The following is a 19,759-nucleotide window of genomic DNA, read 5'->3' on the forward strand; positions in this document are numbered from 1 at the left end:
CCGTACCCCCGGAAGGGTTTGATCTGGGAGCACCGCCCTCGGCGGCGGTCGGAGCGAGGTCAGCGGCCGGAGACGGCCTTCAGGTAGTCGGCGTTGAGGCGGCCGATCAGGTTGAGCGGGATGCCCTTCGGGCAGACCGTGGTGCACTCGCCGGCGTTGGTGCAGCCGCCGAAGCCGGCCTCGTCCTGGGCCTCGATCATGCTGACCACGCGGGAGGAGCGCTCCGGCTGGCCCTGCGGGAGCAGGCCCAGGTGGGCGACCTTGGCCGCGGTGAACAGCATGGACGAGCCGTTCGGGCAGGCGGCGACGCAGGCGCCGCAGCCGATGCAGGTGGCGGCCTCGAACGCGGCGTCCGCGTCCGCCTTCGGGACCGGCGTGGCGTGTGCGTCCGGCGCGGTGCCGGTCGGCGCGGTGATGTAGCCACCGGCCTGGATGATCGTGTCCAGCGCGCCGCGGTTGACCACCAGGTCCTTGATCACCGGGAACGGTGCGGCCCGCCACGGCTCGATGGTGATCGAGTCACCGTCGTTGAAGTGGCGCATGTGCAGCTGGCAGGTGGTAGTGGCCCGCTCCGGGCCGTGCGCCACGCCGTTGATCATCATGCCGCACATGCCGCAGATGCCCTCGCGGCAGTCGTGGTCGAACGCGATCGGGTCGTCGCCCTCGAGAATCAGGCGCTCGTTGAGGACGTCGAGCATCTCCAGGAAGGAGGCGTCCGGGGAGATGTCGGTGACCTCGTACGTCACCATCCGGCCCTTGTCCTCCGGGCCCTTCTGACGCCAGACGCGCAGCTTGAGGTTCATTACTTGTAGCTCCGCTGGGTGGGGTGGACGTACTCGAAGTTGAGGTCTTCCTTGTGCAGCGTGGGCGCCGAGCCGAAGCCGACGTGCTCCCAGGCCGCGACGTACGCGAACTCGTCGTCGTGCCGCAGCGCCTCGCCGTCCTCGGTCTGGCTCTCCGCCCGGAAGTGACCGCCGCAGGACTCGGCCCGGTGCAGCGCGTCGATGCACATCAGCTCGGCCAGCTCGAAGAAGTCGGCGACGCGGCCGGCCTTCTCCAGGTTCTGGTTCAGCTCGGCCCCGACGCCCGGCACCTTGACCCGGGTCCAGAACTCCTCGCGCAGCGAGCGGATCAGCCCGATCGCCTTGGTCAGGCCCTCCTCGGTGCGCTCCATGCCGCAGTACTCCCACATGATGTGGCCGAGCTCGCGGTGGAAGGAGTCGACGGTCCGGTCGCCGTTGATGGAGAGGAACTTGCTGATCCGCTCCTCGACGTCCCGGCGTGCCTCGACAACGGCCGGGTGATCCGCCGTGACCTTGGGGTACGGCCCCGACGCCAAGTAGTTGCCGAGCGTGTTCGGCAATACGAAGTACCCGTCCGCCAGGCCCTGCATCAGCGCGGACGCGCCGAGCCGGTTCGCACCGTGGTCGGAGAAGTTCGCCTCGCCGATCACGAACAGGCCGGGGATGTTGGACTGCAGGTCGTAGTCGACCCAGAGCCCGCCCATCGTGTAGTGCACCGCCGGGTAGATGCGCATCGGCGTGACGTACGGGTCCTCGCCGGTGATCCGGGAGTACATCTCGAACAGGTTGCCGTACTTCGCCTCGACCGCCGCCCTGCCCAGCCGCTGGATCGCGTCCGCGAAGTCCAGGTAGACGCCGAGCCCGCCGGGGCCGACGCCGCGGCCCTCGTCGCACACGTTCTTCGCGGCCCGGGACGCGATGTCGCGCGGCACCAGGTTGCCGAACGCCGGGTAGATGCGCTCCAGGTAGTAGTCGCGCTCGTCCTCCGGGATGTCCGCGGCCTCACGGTGGTCACCGGCCTTCTTCGGCACCCACACCCGGCCGTCGTTGCGCAGCGACTCCGACATCAGCGTGAGCTTGCTCTGGTGCGAGCCGGACTCCGGGATGCAGGTCGGGTGGATCTGCGTGTAACACGGGTTCGCGAAGTACGCGCCCTTGCGGTGCGCGCGCCAGGTCGCGGTGACGTTGCAGCCCTTGGCGTTGGTGGAGAGGAAGAAGACGTTGCCGTAGCCGCCGGAGGCGAGCACGACCGCGTCCGCGACCTCGGTGGTGATCTCGCCGGTCACCATGTCGCGGACCACGATGCCGCGCGCCTTGCCGTCCACGATGATCAGCTCGAGCATCTCGTGCCGCTCGTGCATCTCCACGTTGCCGGCCGCGATCTGCCGCTCCAGCGCCTGGTACGCACCGAGCAGCAGCTGCTGACCGGTCTGGCCCCGGGCGTAGAACGTGCGGGACACCTGGGTGCCGCCGAACGAGCGGTTGTCCAGCAGGCCGCCGTACTCACGGGCGAACGGCACGCCCTGCGCCACGCACTGGTCGATGATGTTAACGCTGACCTGGGCCAGGCGGTACACGTTCGACTCGCGGGCGCGGAAGTCGCCGCCCTTGACCGTGTCGTAGAACAGGCGGTAGATCGAGTCGCCGTCGTTGCGGTAGTTCTTGGCCGCGTTGATGCCGCCCTGGGCCGCGATCGAGTGCGCGCGCCGCGGGCTGTCCTGGTAGCAGTAGGACTTGACGTGGTAGCCGGCCTCGCCGAGCGTGGCCGCGGCGGAGCCACCGGCCAGGCCGGTGCCGACCACGATCACGGTGAGCTTGCGGCGGTTGGCCGGGTTGACCAGCTTGGCGGAGAACTGGCGCCGCTCCCAGCGGGTCTCGACCGGGCCGTCCGGGGCCGCGGTGTCGGCGATCGGCTCGCCCTGAGTCCAGAAAGTCATCAGCCCACCAGCCCGGTCGTCACGGCGAAGGGTACGGAGAGGAAGCCGGCGGTCAGCACCAGCGCGACCACCAGCGCGACGGCCCGGGCGACACGCTGCCCGCGCGCGGACTGCTGGCCCAGCGTACGGACCGCGCTCCAGATGCCGTGCCGCAGGTGGAAGCCGACCGCGATCACCGAGACCACGTAGAACAGCGTCACGTACCACCGCTCCGGCGCGAAGTCGGCGACCACGTTGTTGTAGACCTCGCCCTCGGCGAAGTCCGGGTGCACCGTGCCGGTGGTCAGGTCCAGGATGTGATAGATCACGAAGAGCAGGATGATCACGCCGCCCCAGCGCATCGTGCGCGCGGCGTAGCTGCCCTGCACCTTGGGCCGGTGCGCGTACTTGACCGGGCGTGCCTTACGGGCCCGGATCGTCAGCAGCGTCGCGGAGACGATGTGCGCGATCACCGCGACCGTCAGGCCGATCCGCACCATCCACAGACCCCACTGGTGGGGCAGCACCGGCGCACCGAGCTCGCGCAGCCAGTGCGCGTAGTGGTCGAAGTCCGCCGCACCCACGAAGATCTTGAGGTTGCCGACCATGTGCGCGAAGAGGTAAAGGACCAGGACGGCACCGCTGACCGCCATGATGATCTTCAACGCCACAGTGGAGCGGGCGCGCGAGCGCCCGGCTGCCGGCTTGCGGGCGCCTGCGGGGCGCCCGGGGCCGGCCTTCTGCCCCGTGGCCTTCTTGGCCGGGGCTGAGGTATCTACCGCCACAAACTCGACCGTAGGAACGGCGTCGGAATTCGTCCAATGCATGGGAACGATCAACTCGATAGACATAGGCTATTCGAGTGCAGCTACAGCAGCTCCGATACTTCGTCGCAGTGGCAGAACTCCGACATTTCACCCATGCGGCTGATCAGTTGGGCGTTTCACAGCCAACGCTCAGTAAGCAGATTCACACGTTGGAAATAGCACTCGGCGCACCGTTGTTCGACCGCCACCCGGGCAACGTCCGCCTCACCACGGTCGGCGAGACGCTGCTGCCGCTGGCTCGCCGCATCGTCACGGACGCGGACGCGGCCCGGCACGCGGTCCAGGAGATCGTCGGCCTGCGGCGCGGCCGGGTCCGGCTCGGCGCCACCCCCAGCCTGTGCACGTCGCTCGTCCCCGGCGTGCTCCGGAACTTCCGGGAGCACCACCCCGAGGTGGAGCTGCACGTCGACGAGGGCGGCTCACAGGACCTGGTCGTCGACCTGATCGCGCACTCGCTGGACCTGGCCCTGATCGTGCTGCCCGACCAGGGCAGCGACCCGGCGCTGCACACCGAGCAGATCCTGCGCGAGTCGCTGGTCGTCGCGTCCGTCGCCAGCGGCCCGCCGCCCACGCTCTCCGGCCGGCTCGCGCTCGCTGAGCTGCGCGACACCCCGCTGGTCATGTTCCGCGTCGGCTACGACCTGCGCACCGCCACCATCGAGGCATGCCGCCGGGCCGGTTTCACCCCCCGCTACGCGGTCGAGGGCGGCGAGATGGACGCGGTGCTCGCGTTCGTCGAGGCCGGCCTCGGCGTCGCCCTGGTCCCCGGCATGGTGCTGGCCAACCGCCCGCTGCTGCGCGCCACGCCGCTGGCCGCGCCGGGCGTGCACCGCACGATCGCGCTCGCCCGCCGCCGCGAGTCGGTCCTCCCGCACGCGGCCACCGCGCTCCGCGAGACGCTGCTCGACTTCATCGCGGCCGGTCCGCTCCCGGCGGGGGTCACGGTCATCCAGTCGCCGCCTGCGGCGCCGAATCCCTGACTCGTCGTCCCGCTTCCGGCGTGGCCGGAGCCCGCATGCTCCCGCGGGCTCCAGCCTCCGTGTGGTCACCACGAACCCCGGGCCCGTCAGCGGCGGCCCCACAGCAAGCGGCAGGTGATCGGAATCCGGTAGCCGCCGTCCGGTTCCGCGTGCACGGCGGCGCGGGCGGTGACGCGGTCCTCCACCGCGGCCCGGTCCGCCGCGCCGAGCGTGCCGACGAAGGGCCCGTACGGACTGGTGTGCAGCACGTCGAGCAGCGCCGCCCGGCCGGCGATCCGGTAGTCGAAGGTGAACGCGGCCTCCTCGACCACCGCGAACCCGGCCTCGCGCAGCAGCCGGGCCCGACGGCCCGGCGTCGCGAGCACGTCGTACGCGAACGGGTCCGGCAGCGCCGCCGCACCCGCCAGGTCACCGACCGCGCCGTGCAGCAGCGCGATCAGTGTGTTCAGCTCGGCCCGGTCCCACACCGCCAGCGAGAACGCGCCGCCGGGCCGCAGCACCCGGGCCGCCTCGGCCAGCGACGGCCGGACGTCCCGGTGCTCCTCGTAGAGGAGCGCGAAGCGGGAGACGAGCACGTCGACGGACGCCGGCCCGGCCCCGGTGTCGCTCATCGGCCGCGTCTCGAAGGAGACGTCGCCGAGCCGCCGGGCCTTCGACCGGGCGAGTGCGATCATCGGCTCGGAGATGTCGACGCCCAGCAGCCGGGACGCCGGATACCGCGCCTTCACCGTGAGGCCGGGCTCGCCGGTGCCGCACCCCATGTCCAGCACCAGCGCGCCGTCCGGTATCCCCGGCAGCCGCTCCATGATCGCCCCGGTCACCGGTTCGCGGAGATACTCGCGGTCGTCCCACTTCCGCGCGATGGTGTCGTAGTCAGGCCGTTCCACCGTCATTGCCGTGTCCTTCCGGAGGGGTCGCGTTGCACCCCCAACCCTTCCGCCGCCCGCGGCGCACGACCATGCCGGATCGGTACGGGAACATACGCGATCAGCCGGGCCGGCCGGCCGCGTTCTGCCGGTACCGCCCCGGCGCGATCCCGAACCGCCGCCGGAACGCGGCGGCGAACGCGAACTCACCGGCGTAGCCGACCTGCCGGGCGATGACCGCGAGCGGTTCCCCGGTCGTGCGCAGCAGACCGGCCGCGTGCCCCAGCCGCTGATGGATCACCCAGGTCATCGGCGGCTCCCCCACCAGTTCGGCGAACCGCCTGGCGAACGCGGCCCGGGGCAGACCCGCGACGGCGCTGAGCCGCCCGACCGTCCACGGCCGGTCCAGCCCTGCCCGCACCGCGCGCAGCACGGCCGCGATCGCCGCGTCCGTGACCGCCGGCACCTCGGGCCGGGCCAGCCGCTCCCGGACCCACTCCAGGCCGTGCACGAGCAACAGGTCGACGACCGCGGGCAGGACCACGGCGGCGGCCCGCCGGTCCCGATGCACGTCCGTACCCACCAGGTCCACCAGCGCGCGCAGCGCCGGATCCCGGTGCAGCTCCGGGGACGACATCACCACGACCTCGGGCAGCGTGCGCAGGTAGGGGTGCACCCGGCCACGGTTCAGCAGGTAGCCGCCGCAGACGAGCTCGACGTCGGCCGGACCGGGCTCACCGGGCTCGTTCGGGTCGGCGACCGGCAGCGAGCCGACCGGCCGCGGCGTGTCGGAGAACCCGTGCTCCGCGCCGTACGGGGAGAAGACGACGTCGCCGGGTCCCACCGGCACCGGGCGCCGGTCCGCCGCGACCAGCCAGCCGGTGCCGTGCCGGACCACGTGGAAGCCGGCGCCGTCGACGGCCGGGAACCGCAGGCCCCACGGTCCCGAACGGCGGAACAGGTGCCCACCGGCGGCGCCGCTCGCCCGCATGGTGCCGACGATGTCGGTGATCACGTCCACCGGTCGTGGGTCCCTGGCTATCGGACCGGGTGGCCGGCCTCGCGGAGCGCGGTCTTGACCTCGGGGATGGAGAGCTCGCCGAAGTGGAAGACGCTGGCGGCGAGCACCGCGTCCGCACCGGCCTCGACCGCGGGCGGGAAGTGGGCCACCGCACCGGCGCCGCCGCTGGCGATCACCGGGATGTCCACCACCTCGCGGACCCGGCCGATCAGCTCCAGGTCGAAGCCGGCCTTCGTACCGTCCGCGTCCATCGAGTTCAGCAGGATCTCGCCGGCGCCCAGCTCGGCCACCCGGCGTGCCCACTCGACCGCGTCCAGGCCGGTGCCGCGGCGGCCGCCGTGCGTGGTCACCTCGAAGCCGAGTTCGGGACTGCGGCGCACGTCCAGCGAGAGCACCAGGACCTGGTTGCCGAAGCGGTGCGCGATCTCGGAGATCAGCTCGGGGCGGGCGATCGCGGCGGTGTTCACGCCGACCTTGTCCGCACCGGCCCGGAGCAGCGTGTCCACGTTCTCCACCGAGCGCACGCCGCCGCCGACGGTCAGCGGGATGAAGACCGATTCGGCGGTCCGGCGCACCACGTCCAGCATCGTGCCGCGGTCGTCGGAGCTGGCCGTCACGTCCAGGAACGTCAGCTCGTCCGCACCGGCCGCGTCGTAGGCGGCGGCCAGCTCGACCGGGTCGCCCGCGTCCCGCAGGTCGGCGAAGTTCACACCCTTGACCACCCGCCCGGCGTCCACGTCCAGACACGGGATCACGCGCACCGCCACAGTCATGCCGACGAGCCTATCGGGGCCGCGGCGACCGTCTTCGCGCGAGGCGTGACCAGGAACGGCAGCAGCACGCCGCCGATCACCAGCAGCCCGCCGAGCACGTCCGCCGGGTGCACCGGCTCGCCGAGGAAGAGCGCGGCCGACCCCATCCCGAAGAACGGCACCAGCATGGAGAACGGCGCGACCGTGGACGCGCCGTACCGCTTGATCAGCGAGCCCCACGCGCCGAAGCCGCCGAGCGTGGCGACGAACGCGATGAACAGCACCGCGCCGATCGCGGGCAGGTCAGCGTCGCGCAGCGCCGCCAGGTCCGCGGCCGGGCCGTCGGCGATCAGCGACAGCGCGAACAGCGGCACCGCGCCGAGCGCGCTCACCCAGACCATGAACCGCAGGCTGTCCGGCGGCGACGCCTTCCGGGTCGCCACGTTGGACAGGCCCCACGCCACGGCCGCGCCGATGACCAGCGCGAACGCGGCCGGTGGCCGGTCCGGGCCGATCCGGGCGGCGACCACCGCGAGCCCGGCCGCCGCGACCGCCAGCCCGGCCAGTTGCACGCCGCGCGGGCGCTCGCGCAGCAGCAGCACCGCGAACAGCGTGGTGAACACGGCCTGGCTCTGCAGCACCAGCGAGGACAGCCCGGCCGGCATGCCCGCCTCGATGCCGAAGAACAGCAGCGAGAACTTGGTGACCGCGAGCGCCAGCGCGACCGCGATCACCCACCGCCACGGCACCCGCGGACGACCCACGAAGAACAGCGCGGGTACGGCCGCGAGCCCGAACCGCAACGCGGAGAAGAGCAGCGGCGGGAAGTGGTCGAGGCCGACCGCGATGACGACGAAGTTGACGCCCCATACCGCGGCCACGGCTACGGCCAGCGCGATGTCGCGAGGTCTCATGCTCCTCATCGTGTGCGGCTCGACGCTTAAGCAACAGCGAATTGTGCTGCATCGACGATGTACCGTCACTTCATGATGGATCTGGGCCGTCTCCGCGCGCTGCACGCCCTGGCCAGCTACGGCAGCGTGCTGGCCGCCAGTTCCGCGCTGCACTGCACGCCGTCCGCGGTCTCCCAGCAGATCGGCAAGCTGGAGCGGGAGACCGGGACCACACTCGTGGAGAAGGACGGCCGCGGCGTGCGGCTCACCGAGGCCGGTCACGTGCTGGCCCGGCACGCCGAGTCGGTGCTGTCCGCGGTCGACGAGGCCGAGGCCGCGCTCGCCGCCCACCGGGACACCGTCACCGGCCGGCTGACCGTGGCATCGTTCGCGACCGCGGCCCGCGCGCTGCTCCCGCACGCGCTGCACCGGCTCGCGGCCGACCACCCCGGCCTGGCCACCGGCATCGTCGAGGGCAACCCGCACGAGGGCCTGGACGCACTGCAACGCGGCCACGTCGACCTGTGCGTGCTGGACGACTGGCCGGAGGTCGCGCTCCGCTACCCGCCCGGCGTCGCGCACCTGGAGCTGGGCCTGGACGTCGCGGACCTGATCGTGCCGAGCGGGCACCGGCTGGCCGGCCGCTCCCGGGTGCGGCTCGCGCAGACCCGCGACGAGCGGTGGATCTCCGCGCCGGCCGGCGCGATCTGCCACCAGTGGCTGCTCCGCGTGCTGCCCGGCGTCCGGCCGGACTTCCTGGTGGGCGAGTTCGAGACGCAGCTGACGCTGGTCGCCGCGGGCCTCGGCGTCGCCATGGTGCCGCGCCTGGCCCGCACCGCACTGCCGGCCGGCGTGCGCGTGGTGACCGTGACGCCGCCGCCGACCCGCCGCGTGGTGCTGGCCTGGCGCGAGGCCTCCGCGGCCCGCCCGGCGATCGGCGCGGCCGTCACGGCGCTGCGCGAGGCCTGGGCCGGGTACGCGTCCCGCACCCCGGCCTGATCGGCCCGGCGTCAGGCGCAAGGGCTGGAGGCGGCGCCGGGGGCGGTGCCGAGGATCAGCGGGTCGCCGGTCAGCCGGAAGTCGAGACGCCAGTTCGTGCAGGTCTCGCCGGGCCGCTCGGGCGGGCCGAAGCCGGGCGCCTGGCTGCTGGTGAACGACACGGTCGCCACGTCACCGTCCACGGCCAGCAGCCACACGTCGAAGTCCTGCGTGGTGGCGGTGTCCGCGTTGAACGTCGCGACGTGGCCGGCGTCGCCCGGGTCGACCACGCCGCCGGGCGCGAAGACCCGGGTGGCGACCGTCGGGTCGTGCGTGTTGATACCGGTGAAGTACGTGTCGAACAGCGTGGCGATCTCCACCACCCGCGCGTCGCCGGCGGCCGCGGGCGCGATCGAGACGAGACCGATCCGGCCGGGCGCCGGCTCCGGGAGCCCTTCGTCGAACGGCACCGGCTCCGCCACCGCGGACGGCTCCGCCACGGAGAACGACTCCGGCTGATGGGAGATCTCCGGCTCGCCGAAGGGCTCGGTGGAGACGGCCTCCGGCGAACTCGTCGTCCCGGCGGCGGGCTCCGCGCCGGTGTCCACCAGCAGGTAGCCGGCTCCGAGCAGCCCGGCCAGCACCACCAGCGCGATCGCGGCCACTCGCCACCGCCCGGCCGGTGCCGCGGCCCGGCGGCGGCGTCCGCCCGGCACGAACGTCAGCACGGCCGGGGCGCTCTCCGCCGTCGCGGGCGCGGCGCCGTCGCAGACCAGGCAGCGCGGCGCGGACGCGTCATTCGCCGTACCGCATTCGGGGCATTGCCATTCGATCATCAATTGCCTCCGGGGACGCGCACTTTTCCCGACCATTTACCAACGCAGTGAATAGCGTGGTGAGGCCGCCGGGCAACGCATTACCCAGCGATTCACCGGACCCGGTACCGAATAGGCCCGGACCGACGGCGACGCGCACCGGTCGCCGCTCCACCCGGGCCGAAGGAACACCCCGGCAAGACGAAAAGCCCATGCCACACCGGGTGCCGCCGCCGTACCGTCGGGCTCCATAAACCACTGTCGGCACTGGTGGGAGCGTATGTACGTCGAGGAAGCCAGCACCGTCACGGCCTCGGTCCCGGCCGCGCGGTTCCATCACGGCGAGCCGGGGGCGGCGGCGCACCGGGGCCCGTTGTCCGCGATCACCCGATGCCTGAGCGGCGCGGTCTATACCGTTCCCGGATTCGCCGACCGGGTGATCACGGAATTGCTCAAGGATCGACATCGCGCTGTTTCTCCGGCCGTCGACTACGACGTGGAACCGGTGCTGCGGCACGCGTTCCGGGCACGCCGGCTGTGGCTCACCCAGCACGCCGCGGTGTGCGCGGTCCTGCTGCTCGCGTTCATCATCGCGCCCGGCCCGGTGCTCGGGCTGGTCTGCTTCGGCCTGCTGCTGACCGGTGCCGCGCGGTGGATCGGCGGCAAGCGCCCGAAGGCCTGGCAGCTGGTGCTGGCCGGCCTGGTCGCGCTGCCGCTGGTCTACGCGGTCATCGGGCCGACGCTCCTCGGCCCGACGGGATACGCGGAGCCGGAGGACGACGGCTCGCCGTACCTGATGATGCTGTTGACCGGTGGTGCGGTTCTGATCGTCACGGTAGCGGTGCGGCACACGATCCTGCGCGCGCTCACGGTCGAGCTGAGTCCCGGCCACGCGGACCGGGGCGCGATCGTGCCGAGCCCGCGGGTGGAGGACCGGATCGCGCGGCTGTCACTGGCCCAGCGCGGCAACATCCTGCTGCACTCCGGCGACAACCCGTTCCTCGGCGCGGGCGGTGTGCTGCGCGCCTGGTCGATGGCGATGGAGCTGAAGCCGGACGGGGACGGGGACGGGGACCGGCCGGTCGCGGTGGACCCGGTCGCGCTGAACCGGTACGTCAAGCGGCGGCTGGCCGCGTTGCGCGCCGGTGACCTGCGCGAGGCGGAACGGATGTCCGGGCTGACGCTGCGCGACCAGATCGTCTCCGCGGGCGTCGGCGGCGAGGGCTGGCCGCTGGTCGACACGGACGCGTTGGTGCCGTACTCGCACGCGACACCGGCCGCGATGGAGTCGGTGATCCGGCATCCGCAGGCCAGCGTGCGGCACTTCCTGCGGGCCACGGTCGGCGCGAACGTGACGCCGGTGCACTCCGCGGACGGGCGCATGCTGATCCCGGGCGAGCACCACAGCATCGCGGTCTCCACGTTCACGCACATCGCGGTGGAGGGCGGCATGCTCTACGTGGAGACGGTGTCGACCGTGCTCGGCCCGCTGGGTCACCGCTACCGCCGGATCGACGGCTACCCGGCCGGTGGCGGTGTCGGCGGACGGGCGGCGCTGGAGAGCCTGCGCGACTTCGGCGAGAACCTCGCGGTGGCACCGTTGCGGATGGCGGTCACGCTCTACCGGATGGCCGTGCTGGCCCGCGGGATGCGCCGGGCGGAGACCGAGGTGACCGAGGAGGAGCTCGGCGATTTCGGCGCGCGGTTCGACCTGCGGCAGGCGACGTCCGCGGCCCACCCGGTCACCTACCTGCAGCGGCTGGACGCGGAGAAGTACACGAAGCTGATCGAGCGCCGGATCAGCGAGGCGGTGATCGGATATCTGCGCGACGCCGGCATCGACACGTCCGAGTACGAGCGGCGGATGAACGTCTACAACAACAGCAGCGTCTTCATCAGCGGCGACAACTACGGTGCCGCGGCCGCCGGCGCGGAGGCACAGGCCACGAAGCACGACGGGGACGGGGCGAAGAAGGGGAAGGACGACTGATGGGCGGCGTGCACATCCACGGCGACAATCACGGTGCCGCCGCGGCCGGTGATCACGCGCGGGCGATCGTCGGCCGGTACCGGCCGGACCCGCTCGCGCCGGTGCTGTCCGCGGCCCGCCGGCTGCACGCCGCGATCGACGCGGTCCCGGAGGCGCTGCCCGACCCGGACGCGGCGCTGCGCGACGTGAACGCGATCGCGGCCGCGACGCAGACCGAGCCACCGGACACCGCGGCCGCGATGGCCGCGGCCCACCGGCTGCTGGACCGGGTCACCGAGGCGGGCGCGTTCGTCACCGCCACCGAGAAGCTGCGCGCCGCGCTGCGGTCCTGACTCGACCACGGCGAAACGCGCAGGGAGGAGCGCCGGCGACGACCGGTGCCCGCTCCGAACATGCGGGCAGCACCACGCCGGAAGCAGGAAAGACCAAGATCTGGATCTTCTTGCCGGTACGGCAACGCGACGGCCCCGAGAGTGGCAACTCTCCGGGGCCGTCGATCGGTGACGTCACTTGAGCCAGGGGGCTTTGCCGACCAGCGGGACCTTGGCCCAGGTGGCGGCCAGGCTGTAGCGGAGGCCGGCGCCGGTGGCCGCGAGGCCCGCGATGACCAGCGCGTAGATCAGGTGATCGTCGAGGAACGGGTTGGTCGCGATCGGCAGGCTGGCCGCCCACATCAGCACCATCATCAGCACACCGGAGACCGCGGCGATCCGCATCCCGATGCCGAGGATCAACGCGACACCGATGCCGGCCAGGCCGGCCATGAACAGCCAGTCGAGCAGCACGTTCCCGGACATCGCGTTGAAGACACCGGCGAACGGCCCCTCGACACCGGCCAGGAAGCCCTTGGTCGGCTGACCACCGTTCAGCCACGCCTTCTCGGCCGGCGTCGACTTGCCGAGGCCGAACAGCTTGTCCAGGAACGCCCACAGGAAGACGAAACCCAGCCCGACGCGGGTGACGGCCCAGGTGACCTCGCCGAACGCGTGGTCGGTGACGGTCTTCGAAGCAACGGCGGTCCTGGTGTGCGCAACGGTCACCACGGTGATCCCCTCCCGGATCAGCTGACGACCGGCGGAACTCCCTCGGCGTTCCCATCCCCTGTCGTCACATTCATGCTCGCCGCCGGGAGGGGGTGCGCAGCAGGGCCGATGGTCCCAAGACCATCGGGTCCCCGGTCAGCTCTCGAACAGGACCCGCAGTGCCTCGGACACCGTGAACGCACCCGCGTAGAGCGCCTTACCGGCGATGACGCCCTCGACGCCGACCGACTCCAGCGTGGCCAGCGCGCGCAGGTCGTCCAGCGTGGACACGCCACCGCTGGCGATCACCGGCGCGGACGTGGCGGCGCAGACCTCGCGGAGCAGGTCCAGGTTCGGCCCGCGCATGGTGCCGTCCTTGGTGATGTCCGTGACGACGTAGCGCGCCGCACCGGCCTTGTCCAGACGGGCCAGCACCTCGTAGAGGTCGCCGCCGTTCCGGGTCCAGCCGCGCGCGGACAGCGTGCGGCCGCGCACGTCCAGACCGATCGCGACGCGGTCGCCGTACTCCGCGGCGACCCGGTCGCACCACTCCGGGTTCTCCAGCGCGGCCGTGCCGATGTTGACCCGGGTGGCGCCGGTGGCCAGCGCGCGCTCCAGCGACTCGTCGTCCCGGATGCCGCCGGACAGCTCCACGTTGACGTCGAGCCGGCCGACCACCTCGGCGAGCAGCTCCGCGTTCGAGCCACGGCCGAACGCGGCGTCCAGATCGACCAGGTGAATCCAGGTGGCGCCGTCGGTCTGCCAGGCCAGCGCGGCCTCGAGCGGGTCGCCGTACGCGGTCTCGCTGCCGGCCGCGCCCTGCACCAGGCGGACGGCCTGACCGTCGGCGACGTCGACGGCGGGAAGCAGTTCGAGGGTCACGGATTCTCCTTGATCATGAGTTTCTTCGGCCCAGCGCGATCACGATCAGCGCTGGTAGGGCGAGGATCAGCACCAGAACGATGATCAGGCGCATCACCAGGTCGTCCACCAGGTACCAGGTCACCATCACGGCGAGCAAGCTGAGCATCACGATCGCGGCACGCTGGGTCGCGGTGCGCCGCGGCTGGAGCCGGCCGGTGCGCCGGTCCGGCAGCTTCGGCACGATCCTGTCCGTGATGTCCTTGCGCCGCTGGCGGCGGGACGCCACGGCCGCGCGGGCGGCGCGTTTCTGCTCCGCCTCCAGCAGCCGGGCGGCCCGCCGGATGGCCCGGTCCTTGCTCACAGCCCGTCGATCCAGTTCCGGAGCAGGCGCGCGCCGGTGTCGCCGGACTTCTCCGGGTGGAACTGCGCGACGGACAACGGGCCGTGCTCGACCACGGCCGCGAACGGCTCGTCGTGCGCGGCCGTGGTCACCACCGCGTCCCGCAGCGCGTCCAGGCCGCTGGCACCGTAGGAGTGCACGAAGTAGAACCGGGCGTCGTCCGGCATGCCGTCCATCAGGCGGCTCTCCGGCGGCGCGGTCACCGTGTTCCACCCCATGTGCGGGATGCGCTCGGCCGTGAGCCGGGTCACGCCGCCGGGCAGCAGGCCGAGGCCCTTGGTGACGGTGCCGTGCTCGTCACCGTACTCGAAGAAGATCTGCATGCCGACGCAGATGCCGAGCACCGGCCGGCCGGCCGCAACCCGCTCCGCGATCATCGGGCCGGCGTCGATCGCCTCCACCCCGGCCATGCACGCGGCGAACGCGCCGACGCCCGGCACCACCAGGCCGTCCGCGTCCGCGGCCGCGGTCAGGTCCGGCGTGACGGTCACGTCCGCACCGGCCCGCTCCAGCGCGCGCTCGGCGGAGCGCAGGTTGCCGGAGCCGTAGTCCAGGATCACCACACGCTTTGTCATTGATCGCTCCCCTATTCCGGGATGAGCCAGAGGATGCCGCCCGCCGCGGCCAGCGCGGCGAGGAGCCCGGTGACGGCTATCGAGAACGTGCTCGCCTCCTGCCGGTGGAGCGAGAACGCCCCACCGGCCAGCACGCCCGCGAGAGCCAGCAGCAGGATCGAAATCACAGGGTGCCCTTGGTGGACGGGATCGCGCCCGCGTTCCGCGGGTCGATCTCCACCGCCTCGCGCAGCGCCCGGGACACGGCCTTGAACTGCGCCTCCACCACGTGGTGCGCGTCCGGGTGGCCGCCCTCGCGCGCGCCGCGCAGCACCGAGACGTGCAGCGTCATCTTCGCGGTCTGCGCGAACGACTCCCAGATGTGCCGGGTCATGCTGGTCGGGTAGACCGGCCCGATGTACGGCGTGAGCAGTGGCTCGTCGTGCACCATGTACGGCCGGCCGGACAGGTCGAGCGCGGCCCGGACCAGCACCTCGTCCATCGGGATGGTGGCCGAACCGTACCGCCGGATGCCCGCCTTGTCGCCGAGCGCCTCCGCGAACGCGGTGCCCAGCGCGAGCGCGGTGTCCTCCATCGTGTGGTGCGCGTCGATCTCCAGGTCGCCCTCGGTGTGCACGGTCAGGTCGAAGCCGCCGTGCTTGGCGATCTGGTTGAGCATGTGGTCGAAGAAGCCCACGCCGGTGTTGATGTCGCCCTTGCCGGTCCCGTCCAGGTCCAGCTCGATGCGCACCTTGGTCTCGTTCGTGGTGCGGTCGATCCGCGCCCGTCGGCTCATCGGTCAAGCTCCTTCATCGCGTTCAGGAAAGCGTCGGTCTCGTCGGGGGTGCCGGCCGTCACGCGCAGCCAGCCGGGCAGTCCGACGTCCCGGACGAGGACACCACGGTCGAGCAGCGCGCGCCAGGCGGTCTTCTGGTCGCCGCCCACCTCGAAGAGCACGAAGTTGGCGTCGCTGTCGGCGACCGTGAGACCGGCGCCGCGCAGCGTCGACACGATCCGGTCCCGCTCGGTCTTGATCGCCTCGACCGTGCTCAGCAGCGCGGCCCGGTGCGACAGCGCGGCCCGCGCCGCGGCCTGGGTGAGCGCGGACAGGTGGTACGGCAACCGGACCAGCTGCACCGCGTCCACCACGGCCGGGTGCGCGGCCAGGTAGCCCAGGCGGCCACCGGCGAACCCGAACGCCTTGCTCATCGTGCGCGTCACCACCAGCCGCGGGTGGCCGGGCAGCACCTCCAGCGCGCTCGGCGTGCCGGGCCGGGCGAACTCCGCGTACGCCTCGTCCACGATCACCATGCCGGGCGCGGCGTCCAGCACGGCCGCGATCACGGCCGGGTCCAGCGCGGTGCCGGTCGGGTTGTTCGGCGAGCAGAGGAAGACCAGGTCCGGCTGATGCTCCCGGACCTGCGCGACCGCGTGCTCCGCGTCGAGCCCGAAGTCCTCGCCGCGCCGGCCGTCCACCCAGCGGGTGCCGGTACCGACCGCGAGCAGCGGGTGCATCGAGTAGGCCGGGGTGAAGCCGAGCGCGGTCCGCCCCGGGCCCGCGAACACCTGGAGCAACTGCTGCTGGACCTCGTTCGACCCGTTCGCCGCCCAGACGTGCGCGACGGTCAGGCCGTGCCCGAGGTAGTCGGCGAGCGCGGAGCGCAGCGCCACCGCGTCCCGGTCCGGGTACCGGTTGAGGTCGCGCAGCTCGGCCTGGAGCGCCTTGCCGATCGCCTCGACGACCTCGTCCGGCACCGGGTACGAGTTCTCGTTCGTGTTCAGCCGGACCGGCACGTCCAGCTGGGGTGCGCCGTACGGGCTCAGGCCGCGCAGGTCGTCCCGGATCGGAAGGTCGATCACGCCAGGCCCCCCGGGAAACGCGCGGACACGGCCTCGCCGTGCGCGGGCAGGTCCTCCGCCGTGGCGAGCGCGACCACGTGCGCCGCGACCTCGCGCAGCGCGGGCTCGTCGTACTCCACGATGTGCACGTTCTTCAGGAACGACTGCACGGACAGGCCGGACTGGTGCCGGGCGCAGCCGCCGGTCGGCAGCACGTGGTTGGAACCGGCGCAGTAGTCGCCCAGCGACACCGGCGCGAACGCGCCCACGAAGATCGCACCGGCGTTGCGCACCCGCATCGCCCAGCTCCGCGCATCCCGCGTCTGGATCTCCAAGTGCTCGGCCGCGTACGCGTCGACCACGCGCAGGCCCTGCTCCAGGTCCTTGACCAGCACGATGCCGGACTGCTCACCGGTCAGCGACGTGCTGACCCGCTCGGAGTGCTTGGTGGCCGTCACCATCCGGGCCAGCGCGTCCTCGACCGCGTCCGCCAGCTTCTCGGAGGGCGTGACCAGCACGCTCGCGGCCAGCGGGTCGTGCTCGGCCTGGCTGATCAGGTCGGCCGCGACGTGCACCGGGTCGGCGGTGTCATCGGCCAGGATCGCAATCTCGGTCGGCCCGGCCTCCGCGTCGATGCCGACCACGCCGCGCAGCAGCCGCTTCGCCGCGGTCACCCAGATGTTGCCCGGGCCGGTGATCACGTCGACCGGCGCGCAGCCGTCGCCGTCGACCGCGCCGGTCGATCCGTAGCCCAGCATCGCGATCGCCTGTGCCCCGCCTGCGGCGTAGACCTCGTCCACCCCGAGCAGCGCGCACGCGGCGAGAACCCGCGCGTCCGGCAGGCCGCCGTTCTCCTTCTGCGGCGGGCTGGCCACGACCAGCGCGTCCACGCCGGCGATCTGCGCGGGCACCACATTCATCACCACGGTCGACGGGTACACCGCCAGGCCGCCGGGCACGTAGAGACCCACCCGGGACACCGGCAGCCAGCGCTCGGTGACCGTGCCGCCGGCCGTGACCTGCGTGGTCACGTCCCGCCGGCGCTGGTCGGCGTGCACCTTGCGGGTGCGGGCGATCGCCTCCTCCAGCGCGGCACGCACCTCCGGCTCCAGCGCGGACAGCGACGCCGCGATCGCCTCGGCCGGCACCCGCAGCCGCTCCAGACGCACGCCGTCGAACCGCTCGGTCGCCTCGCGGATGGCCGGGAACCCATGCTCCCGGACCGCCTCCACGAGCGGGCGGATGGTCTCGGTCGCGACCGAGACGTCGAGCTGGGCACGGGGCAGCAGGCCACGCGGCACCGCGGCGTCCGCCGCGCTCCGCAGGTCGATCCGGTTCAACACCCTTGGGAGTCTATTCGGCCCGCTCCGGGCGGGCAGGGGCCAGTCCGGCTGCCGGGACGATAACGCAGCGGAACCGGCCCCCGGTGCGCCACGATGACGGGGTGGCCGATGATCGGAAGAGGCGCGGGGCTCACGGGCCAGGGCGGTTCCGCTACGCTCGTGGCGTGGTGACGCGGTTGCCGGTGTTCCCGTTGGGGACGGTGCTCTTCCCCGGCCTGGTGATGCCGCTGCACATCTTCGAGGAGCGCTATCGCGAGCTGGTCCGGGACCTGGTCGCCCGCCCCGAGGAGACGCCGCGCGAGTTCGGCGTCGTCGCGATCCGCAGCGGCTGGGAGGTGCTGCCCGCCGGACCGGGCGGTCCCGACTCCGCCGCCGCCCGGGTCACGCTGCACGAGATCGGCTGCACCGCCGAGGTGCGCCAGGTCACCGAGCTGCCCGACGGGCAGTACGATCTGCTCACCGTCGGCCGCCGCCGCTTCCGGATCACCGAGGTTATGCCGGACCCGGCGCCGTACCTGGTCGCCCAGGTCGAGTGGCTCCCGGAGCCGTCCGGCGCCGAGGACGTGGCCGACCTGCTGGCCCCGCGGGTGCTCGCGACGTTCCGCGAGTACCTACAGCTGATGCGCCCCGAGTCGCCGGATACGCCGGAACAGCTCCCGGACGACCCGACCACGCTCTCCCACCTGGTCGCGGCCACCGGCGCGTTCACGGTCGAGGACCGCCAGGCGCTGCTCGCCGCGACCGACACCGCGGCCCGCCTCCGCGCCGAACTCAAGCTGCTCACCCGCGAGGCCGCACTGTTCCGCACGGTCCGCGCGGTGCCGGTCCCGCTCTCCGAATACGCCACGCCGTCCAGCCAGAACTAGACTTTCGCGCCTGCGGGAATTCATGGTCCCGCTTCCGGCGTGGGCACGTTCCGAGTGCTCCGGCGAGCACCGGTCGGCCGCCGGCGGCCTCCCTGCCGGTCCCGCCGCGGTCCCGCAACCCGCCCGCGCCCCGTCGATGCAGCCCGCGAGCTCCTGAGCGATCAAGGGCTTGTGACGCTCCCGCCCCGCCGGGCGGAGCCGTCGGCTACCTGCCGGCTTCCGGTGGGCCCTCGGTCCCGGTCTCCTCCACGTACGCCGGCCCGGCCGGCAACGGCGTGCCGGCGCCGGACGGAGGAGGGGTGAGGGCGGGGTCGTCCGGCGGATAGGTGGGCAGCGGCTCGGGGCGCAGCGACGGCCACGGGGACCAGCCGGCCAGCAGCGTGTAGGTGGCGGCGGCGGCCAGCGGGCCGGCCAGCAGGTCGCCGCGGATGCCGGGCAGGAAGCCGAGGAACAGGTGCACCTCGCCGGCGCGCAGCTCGGCGGGCTTGGTGAAGTGCTCACCGACTGCCGCGGTGGCCTTGAGCCGCTCGTACTCGCTCAGCCCGACCCGGCTGCCCACCCAGGATGCGAGCAGCGCCGCGCCGATCGTGCCCAGCGTCACCGCGGTCAGCACGATCGCGCCCCGGTAGCGGCGCAGCACGTACCAGGCCGCCACCGTGATCAGGATGCCGAACGCGATGCCCAGAAACGTGAACCACCCGTCAGCGGCCACGAACTGCTCCGGCTGCGCGGACGTGAGCAGCGGCCCGTTCTCACCCTGCACGACCGGCACGTCCGGGGCCAGCACGGCCCACAGCAGCCCGAGCGGGACGCCGAGCGCCGCGATCACCAGCGCCGCACCGGTGGACCAGGCGATCTCCCGGCCGAGCGGCGGACCTGGTGTACCGAGCCGACCCGGCGGATCCTCGGGGGCCGGCAGCTCCGGTACGGACACCGGCGACGGCTCCGGGCCTTGATCCTCGGACGGGACACCGCTGACACCGGGCTGCCGACTGGACGCGCTCACGCCCCGATCCTCTCAGGCGCCGTA

22 protein-coding genes are annotated in these 19,759 nt (G+C 72.6%); 5 read left to right on the plus strand and 17 right to left on the minus strand.

Annotation, left to right across the window (positions count from 1 at the left end):
• Nucleotides 1-59: 59 nt before the first annotated feature.
• The 3 genes from J2S42_RS12260 to J2S42_RS12270 are packed head-to-tail and all read right to left on the minus strand — an operon-like array spanning nt 60 to nt 3,384.
• Nucleotides 60-803, minus strand: a complete 744-nt coding sequence (locus tag J2S42_RS12260) for a succinate dehydrogenase/fumarate reductase iron-sulfur subunit (protein ID WP_307238659.1) — start codon at nt 801-803, stop codon at nt 60-62.
• Nucleotides 803-2,740: a fumarate reductase/succinate dehydrogenase flavoprotein subunit gene (locus tag J2S42_RS12265; RefSeq protein ID WP_307238661.1), complete on the minus strand. Its 1,938-nt coding sequence runs from the start codon at nt 2,738-2,740 to the stop codon at nt 803-805. The genes J2S42_RS12260 and J2S42_RS12265 overlap by 1 nt, the downstream gene beginning before the upstream one ends.
• On the minus strand, nt 2,740-3,384 hold the full coding sequence (locus J2S42_RS12270; RefSeq protein WP_307238663.1) for a succinate dehydrogenase cytochrome b subunit: 645 nt from the start codon (nt 3,382-3,384) through the stop codon (nt 2,740-2,742). Before J2S42_RS12270 ends, J2S42_RS12265 begins: the two co-directional genes overlap by 1 nt.
• Before the next feature lie 191 nt (nt 3,385-3,575).
• Here J2S42_RS12270 and J2S42_RS12275 point away from each other — a divergent pair, with 191 nt between their 5' ends.
• Nucleotides 3,576-4,526, plus strand: coding sequence for a LysR family transcriptional regulator (locus J2S42_RS12275; protein ID WP_307248717.1), 951 nt, complete (start codon nt 3,576-3,578; stop codon nt 4,524-4,526).
• A gap of 86 nt (nt 4,527-4,612) precedes the next feature.
• On the opposite strand, the gene J2S42_RS12280 is transcribed toward J2S42_RS12275, so the two are convergent.
• From J2S42_RS12280 to J2S42_RS12295, 4 genes are all read right to left on the minus strand, one after another.
• The gene (locus J2S42_RS12280) at nt 4,613-5,419 is read right to left on the minus strand and encodes a class I SAM-dependent methyltransferase (RefSeq protein ID WP_307238665.1); all 807 of its coding nucleotides are present in this window, start codon (nt 5,417-5,419) and stop codon (nt 4,613-4,615) included.
• 94 nt (nt 5,420-5,513) lie between these two features.
• Complete coding sequence (locus J2S42_RS12285) at nt 5,514-6,413, minus strand: AraC family transcriptional regulator (RefSeq protein WP_307238667.1); 900 nt, start codon at nt 6,411-6,413, stop codon at nt 5,514-5,516.
• Nucleotides 6,414-6,430: 17 nt separating this feature from the next.
• Nucleotides 6,431-7,186 carry an imidazole glycerol phosphate synthase subunit HisF gene (gene hisF / locus J2S42_RS12290; protein ID WP_307238669.1) on the minus strand — a complete coding sequence of 252 codons (756 nt, stop codon included), beginning with the start codon at nt 7,184-7,186 and terminating at the stop codon, nt 6,431-6,433.
• Nucleotides 7,183-8,079 carry an EamA family transporter gene (locus J2S42_RS12295; RefSeq protein ID WP_307238672.1) on the minus strand — a complete coding sequence of 299 codons (897 nt, stop codon included), beginning with the start codon at nt 8,077-8,079 and terminating at the stop codon, nt 7,183-7,185. The genes hisF and J2S42_RS12295 overlap by 4 nt, the downstream gene beginning before the upstream one ends.
• A gap of 72 nt (nt 8,080-8,151) precedes the next feature.
• Here J2S42_RS12295 and J2S42_RS12300 point away from each other — a divergent pair, with 72 nt between their 5' ends.
• On the plus strand, nt 8,152-9,057 hold the full coding sequence (locus J2S42_RS12300; RefSeq protein WP_307238674.1) for a LysR family transcriptional regulator: 906 nt from the start codon (nt 8,152-8,154) through the stop codon (nt 9,055-9,057).
• 11 nt (nt 9,058-9,068) lie between these two features.
• Here J2S42_RS12300 and J2S42_RS12305 read toward each other — a convergent pair whose 3' ends face one another.
• On the minus strand, nt 9,069-9,872 hold the full coding sequence (locus J2S42_RS12305; protein WP_307238676.1) for a zinc finger protein: 804 nt from the start codon (nt 9,870-9,872) through the stop codon (nt 9,069-9,071).
• A 259-nt stretch (nt 9,873-10,131) separates the two neighbouring features.
• On the opposite strand from J2S42_RS12305, the gene J2S42_RS12310 reads away from it, so the two are divergent.
• Together J2S42_RS12310 and J2S42_RS12315 are read left to right on the plus strand one after the other, a co-directional pair.
• The gene (locus tag J2S42_RS12310; protein WP_307238678.1) at nt 10,132-11,841 is read left to right on the plus strand and encodes an AbeC-like domain-containing protein; all 1,710 of its coding nucleotides are present in this window, start codon (nt 10,132-10,134) and stop codon (nt 11,839-11,841) included.
• A complete protein-coding gene (locus J2S42_RS12315) occupies nt 11,841-12,173 on the plus strand; it encodes a hypothetical protein (RefSeq protein ID WP_307238680.1) in 333 nt (110 codons plus the stop codon). Before J2S42_RS12310 ends, J2S42_RS12315 begins: the two co-directional genes overlap by 1 nt.
• Before the next feature lie 174 nt (nt 12,174-12,347).
• Here the strand turns inward: J2S42_RS12315 and J2S42_RS12320 are convergent, their stop codons facing one another.
• The 8 genes from J2S42_RS12320 to hisD all read right to left on the minus strand — a co-directional run bounded on the left by J2S42_RS12320 (nt 12,348) and on the right by hisD (nt 17,863).
• Nucleotides 12,348-12,884 carry a hypothetical protein gene (locus tag J2S42_RS12320; protein ID WP_370879165.1) on the minus strand — a complete coding sequence of 179 codons (537 nt, stop codon included), beginning with the start codon at nt 12,882-12,884 and terminating at the stop codon, nt 12,348-12,350.
• 135 nt (nt 12,885-13,019) lie between these two features.
• Nucleotides 13,020-13,745: a bifunctional 1-(5-phosphoribosyl)-5-((5-phosphoribosylamino)methylideneamino)imidazole-4-carboxamide isomerase/phosphoribosylanthranilate isomerase PriA gene (gene priA, locus J2S42_RS12325; protein ID WP_307238684.1), complete on the minus strand. Its 726-nt coding sequence runs from the start codon at nt 13,743-13,745 to the stop codon at nt 13,020-13,022.
• A 13-nt stretch (nt 13,746-13,758) separates the two neighbouring features.
• Nucleotides 13,759-14,088: a hypothetical protein gene (locus tag J2S42_RS12330; protein WP_307238686.1), complete on the minus strand. Its 330-nt coding sequence runs from the start codon at nt 14,086-14,088 to the stop codon at nt 13,759-13,761.
• On the minus strand, nt 14,085-14,702 hold the full coding sequence (gene hisH, locus J2S42_RS12335) for an imidazole glycerol phosphate synthase subunit HisH (protein ID WP_307238689.1): 618 nt from the start codon (nt 14,700-14,702) through the stop codon (nt 14,085-14,087). Before hisH ends, J2S42_RS12330 begins: the two co-directional genes overlap by 4 nt.
• An 11-nt stretch (nt 14,703-14,713) precedes the next feature.
• A complete protein-coding gene (locus tag J2S42_RS12340) occupies nt 14,714-14,869 on the minus strand; it encodes a CG2302 family histidine operon protein (protein WP_307238690.1) in 156 nt (51 codons plus the stop codon).
• The gene (gene hisB, locus J2S42_RS12345) at nt 14,866-15,477 is read right to left on the minus strand and encodes an imidazoleglycerol-phosphate dehydratase HisB (RefSeq protein ID WP_307238692.1); all 612 of its coding nucleotides are present in this window, start codon (nt 15,475-15,477) and stop codon (nt 14,866-14,868) included. The genes J2S42_RS12340 and hisB overlap by 4 nt, the downstream gene beginning before the upstream one ends.
• Nucleotides 15,474-16,541: a histidinol-phosphate transaminase gene (locus J2S42_RS12350; RefSeq protein ID WP_307238694.1), complete on the minus strand. Its 1,068-nt coding sequence runs from the start codon at nt 16,539-16,541 to the stop codon at nt 15,474-15,476. Before J2S42_RS12350 ends, hisB begins: the two co-directional genes overlap by 4 nt.
• On the minus strand, nt 16,538-17,863 hold the full coding sequence (hisD, locus tag J2S42_RS12355; protein ID WP_307238696.1) for a histidinol dehydrogenase: 1,326 nt from the start codon (nt 17,861-17,863) through the stop codon (nt 16,538-16,540). The genes J2S42_RS12350 and hisD overlap by 4 nt, the downstream gene beginning before the upstream one ends.
• A gap of 164 nt (nt 17,864-18,027) precedes the next feature.
• On the opposite strand from hisD, the gene J2S42_RS12360 reads away from it, so the two are divergent.
• Nucleotides 18,028-18,729 (plus strand): LON peptidase substrate-binding domain-containing protein, encoded by a 702-nt coding sequence (locus J2S42_RS12360; protein ID WP_307238698.1) that lies wholly within the window; start codon nt 18,028-18,030, stop codon nt 18,727-18,729.
• A 205-nt stretch (nt 18,730-18,934) separates the two neighbouring features.
• Here J2S42_RS12360 and J2S42_RS12365 read toward each other — a convergent pair whose 3' ends face one another.
• On the minus strand, nt 18,935-19,735 hold the full coding sequence (locus tag J2S42_RS12365) for a DUF2567 domain-containing protein (RefSeq protein ID WP_307238700.1): 801 nt from the start codon (nt 19,733-19,735) through the stop codon (nt 18,935-18,937).
• Nucleotides 19,736-19,759: the final 24 nt, after the last annotated feature.

This window comes from Catenuloplanes indicus, from assembly GCF_030813715.1.
Lineage (GTDB): Bacteria > Actinomycetota > Actinomycetes > Mycobacteriales > Micromonosporaceae > Catenuloplanes > Catenuloplanes indicus.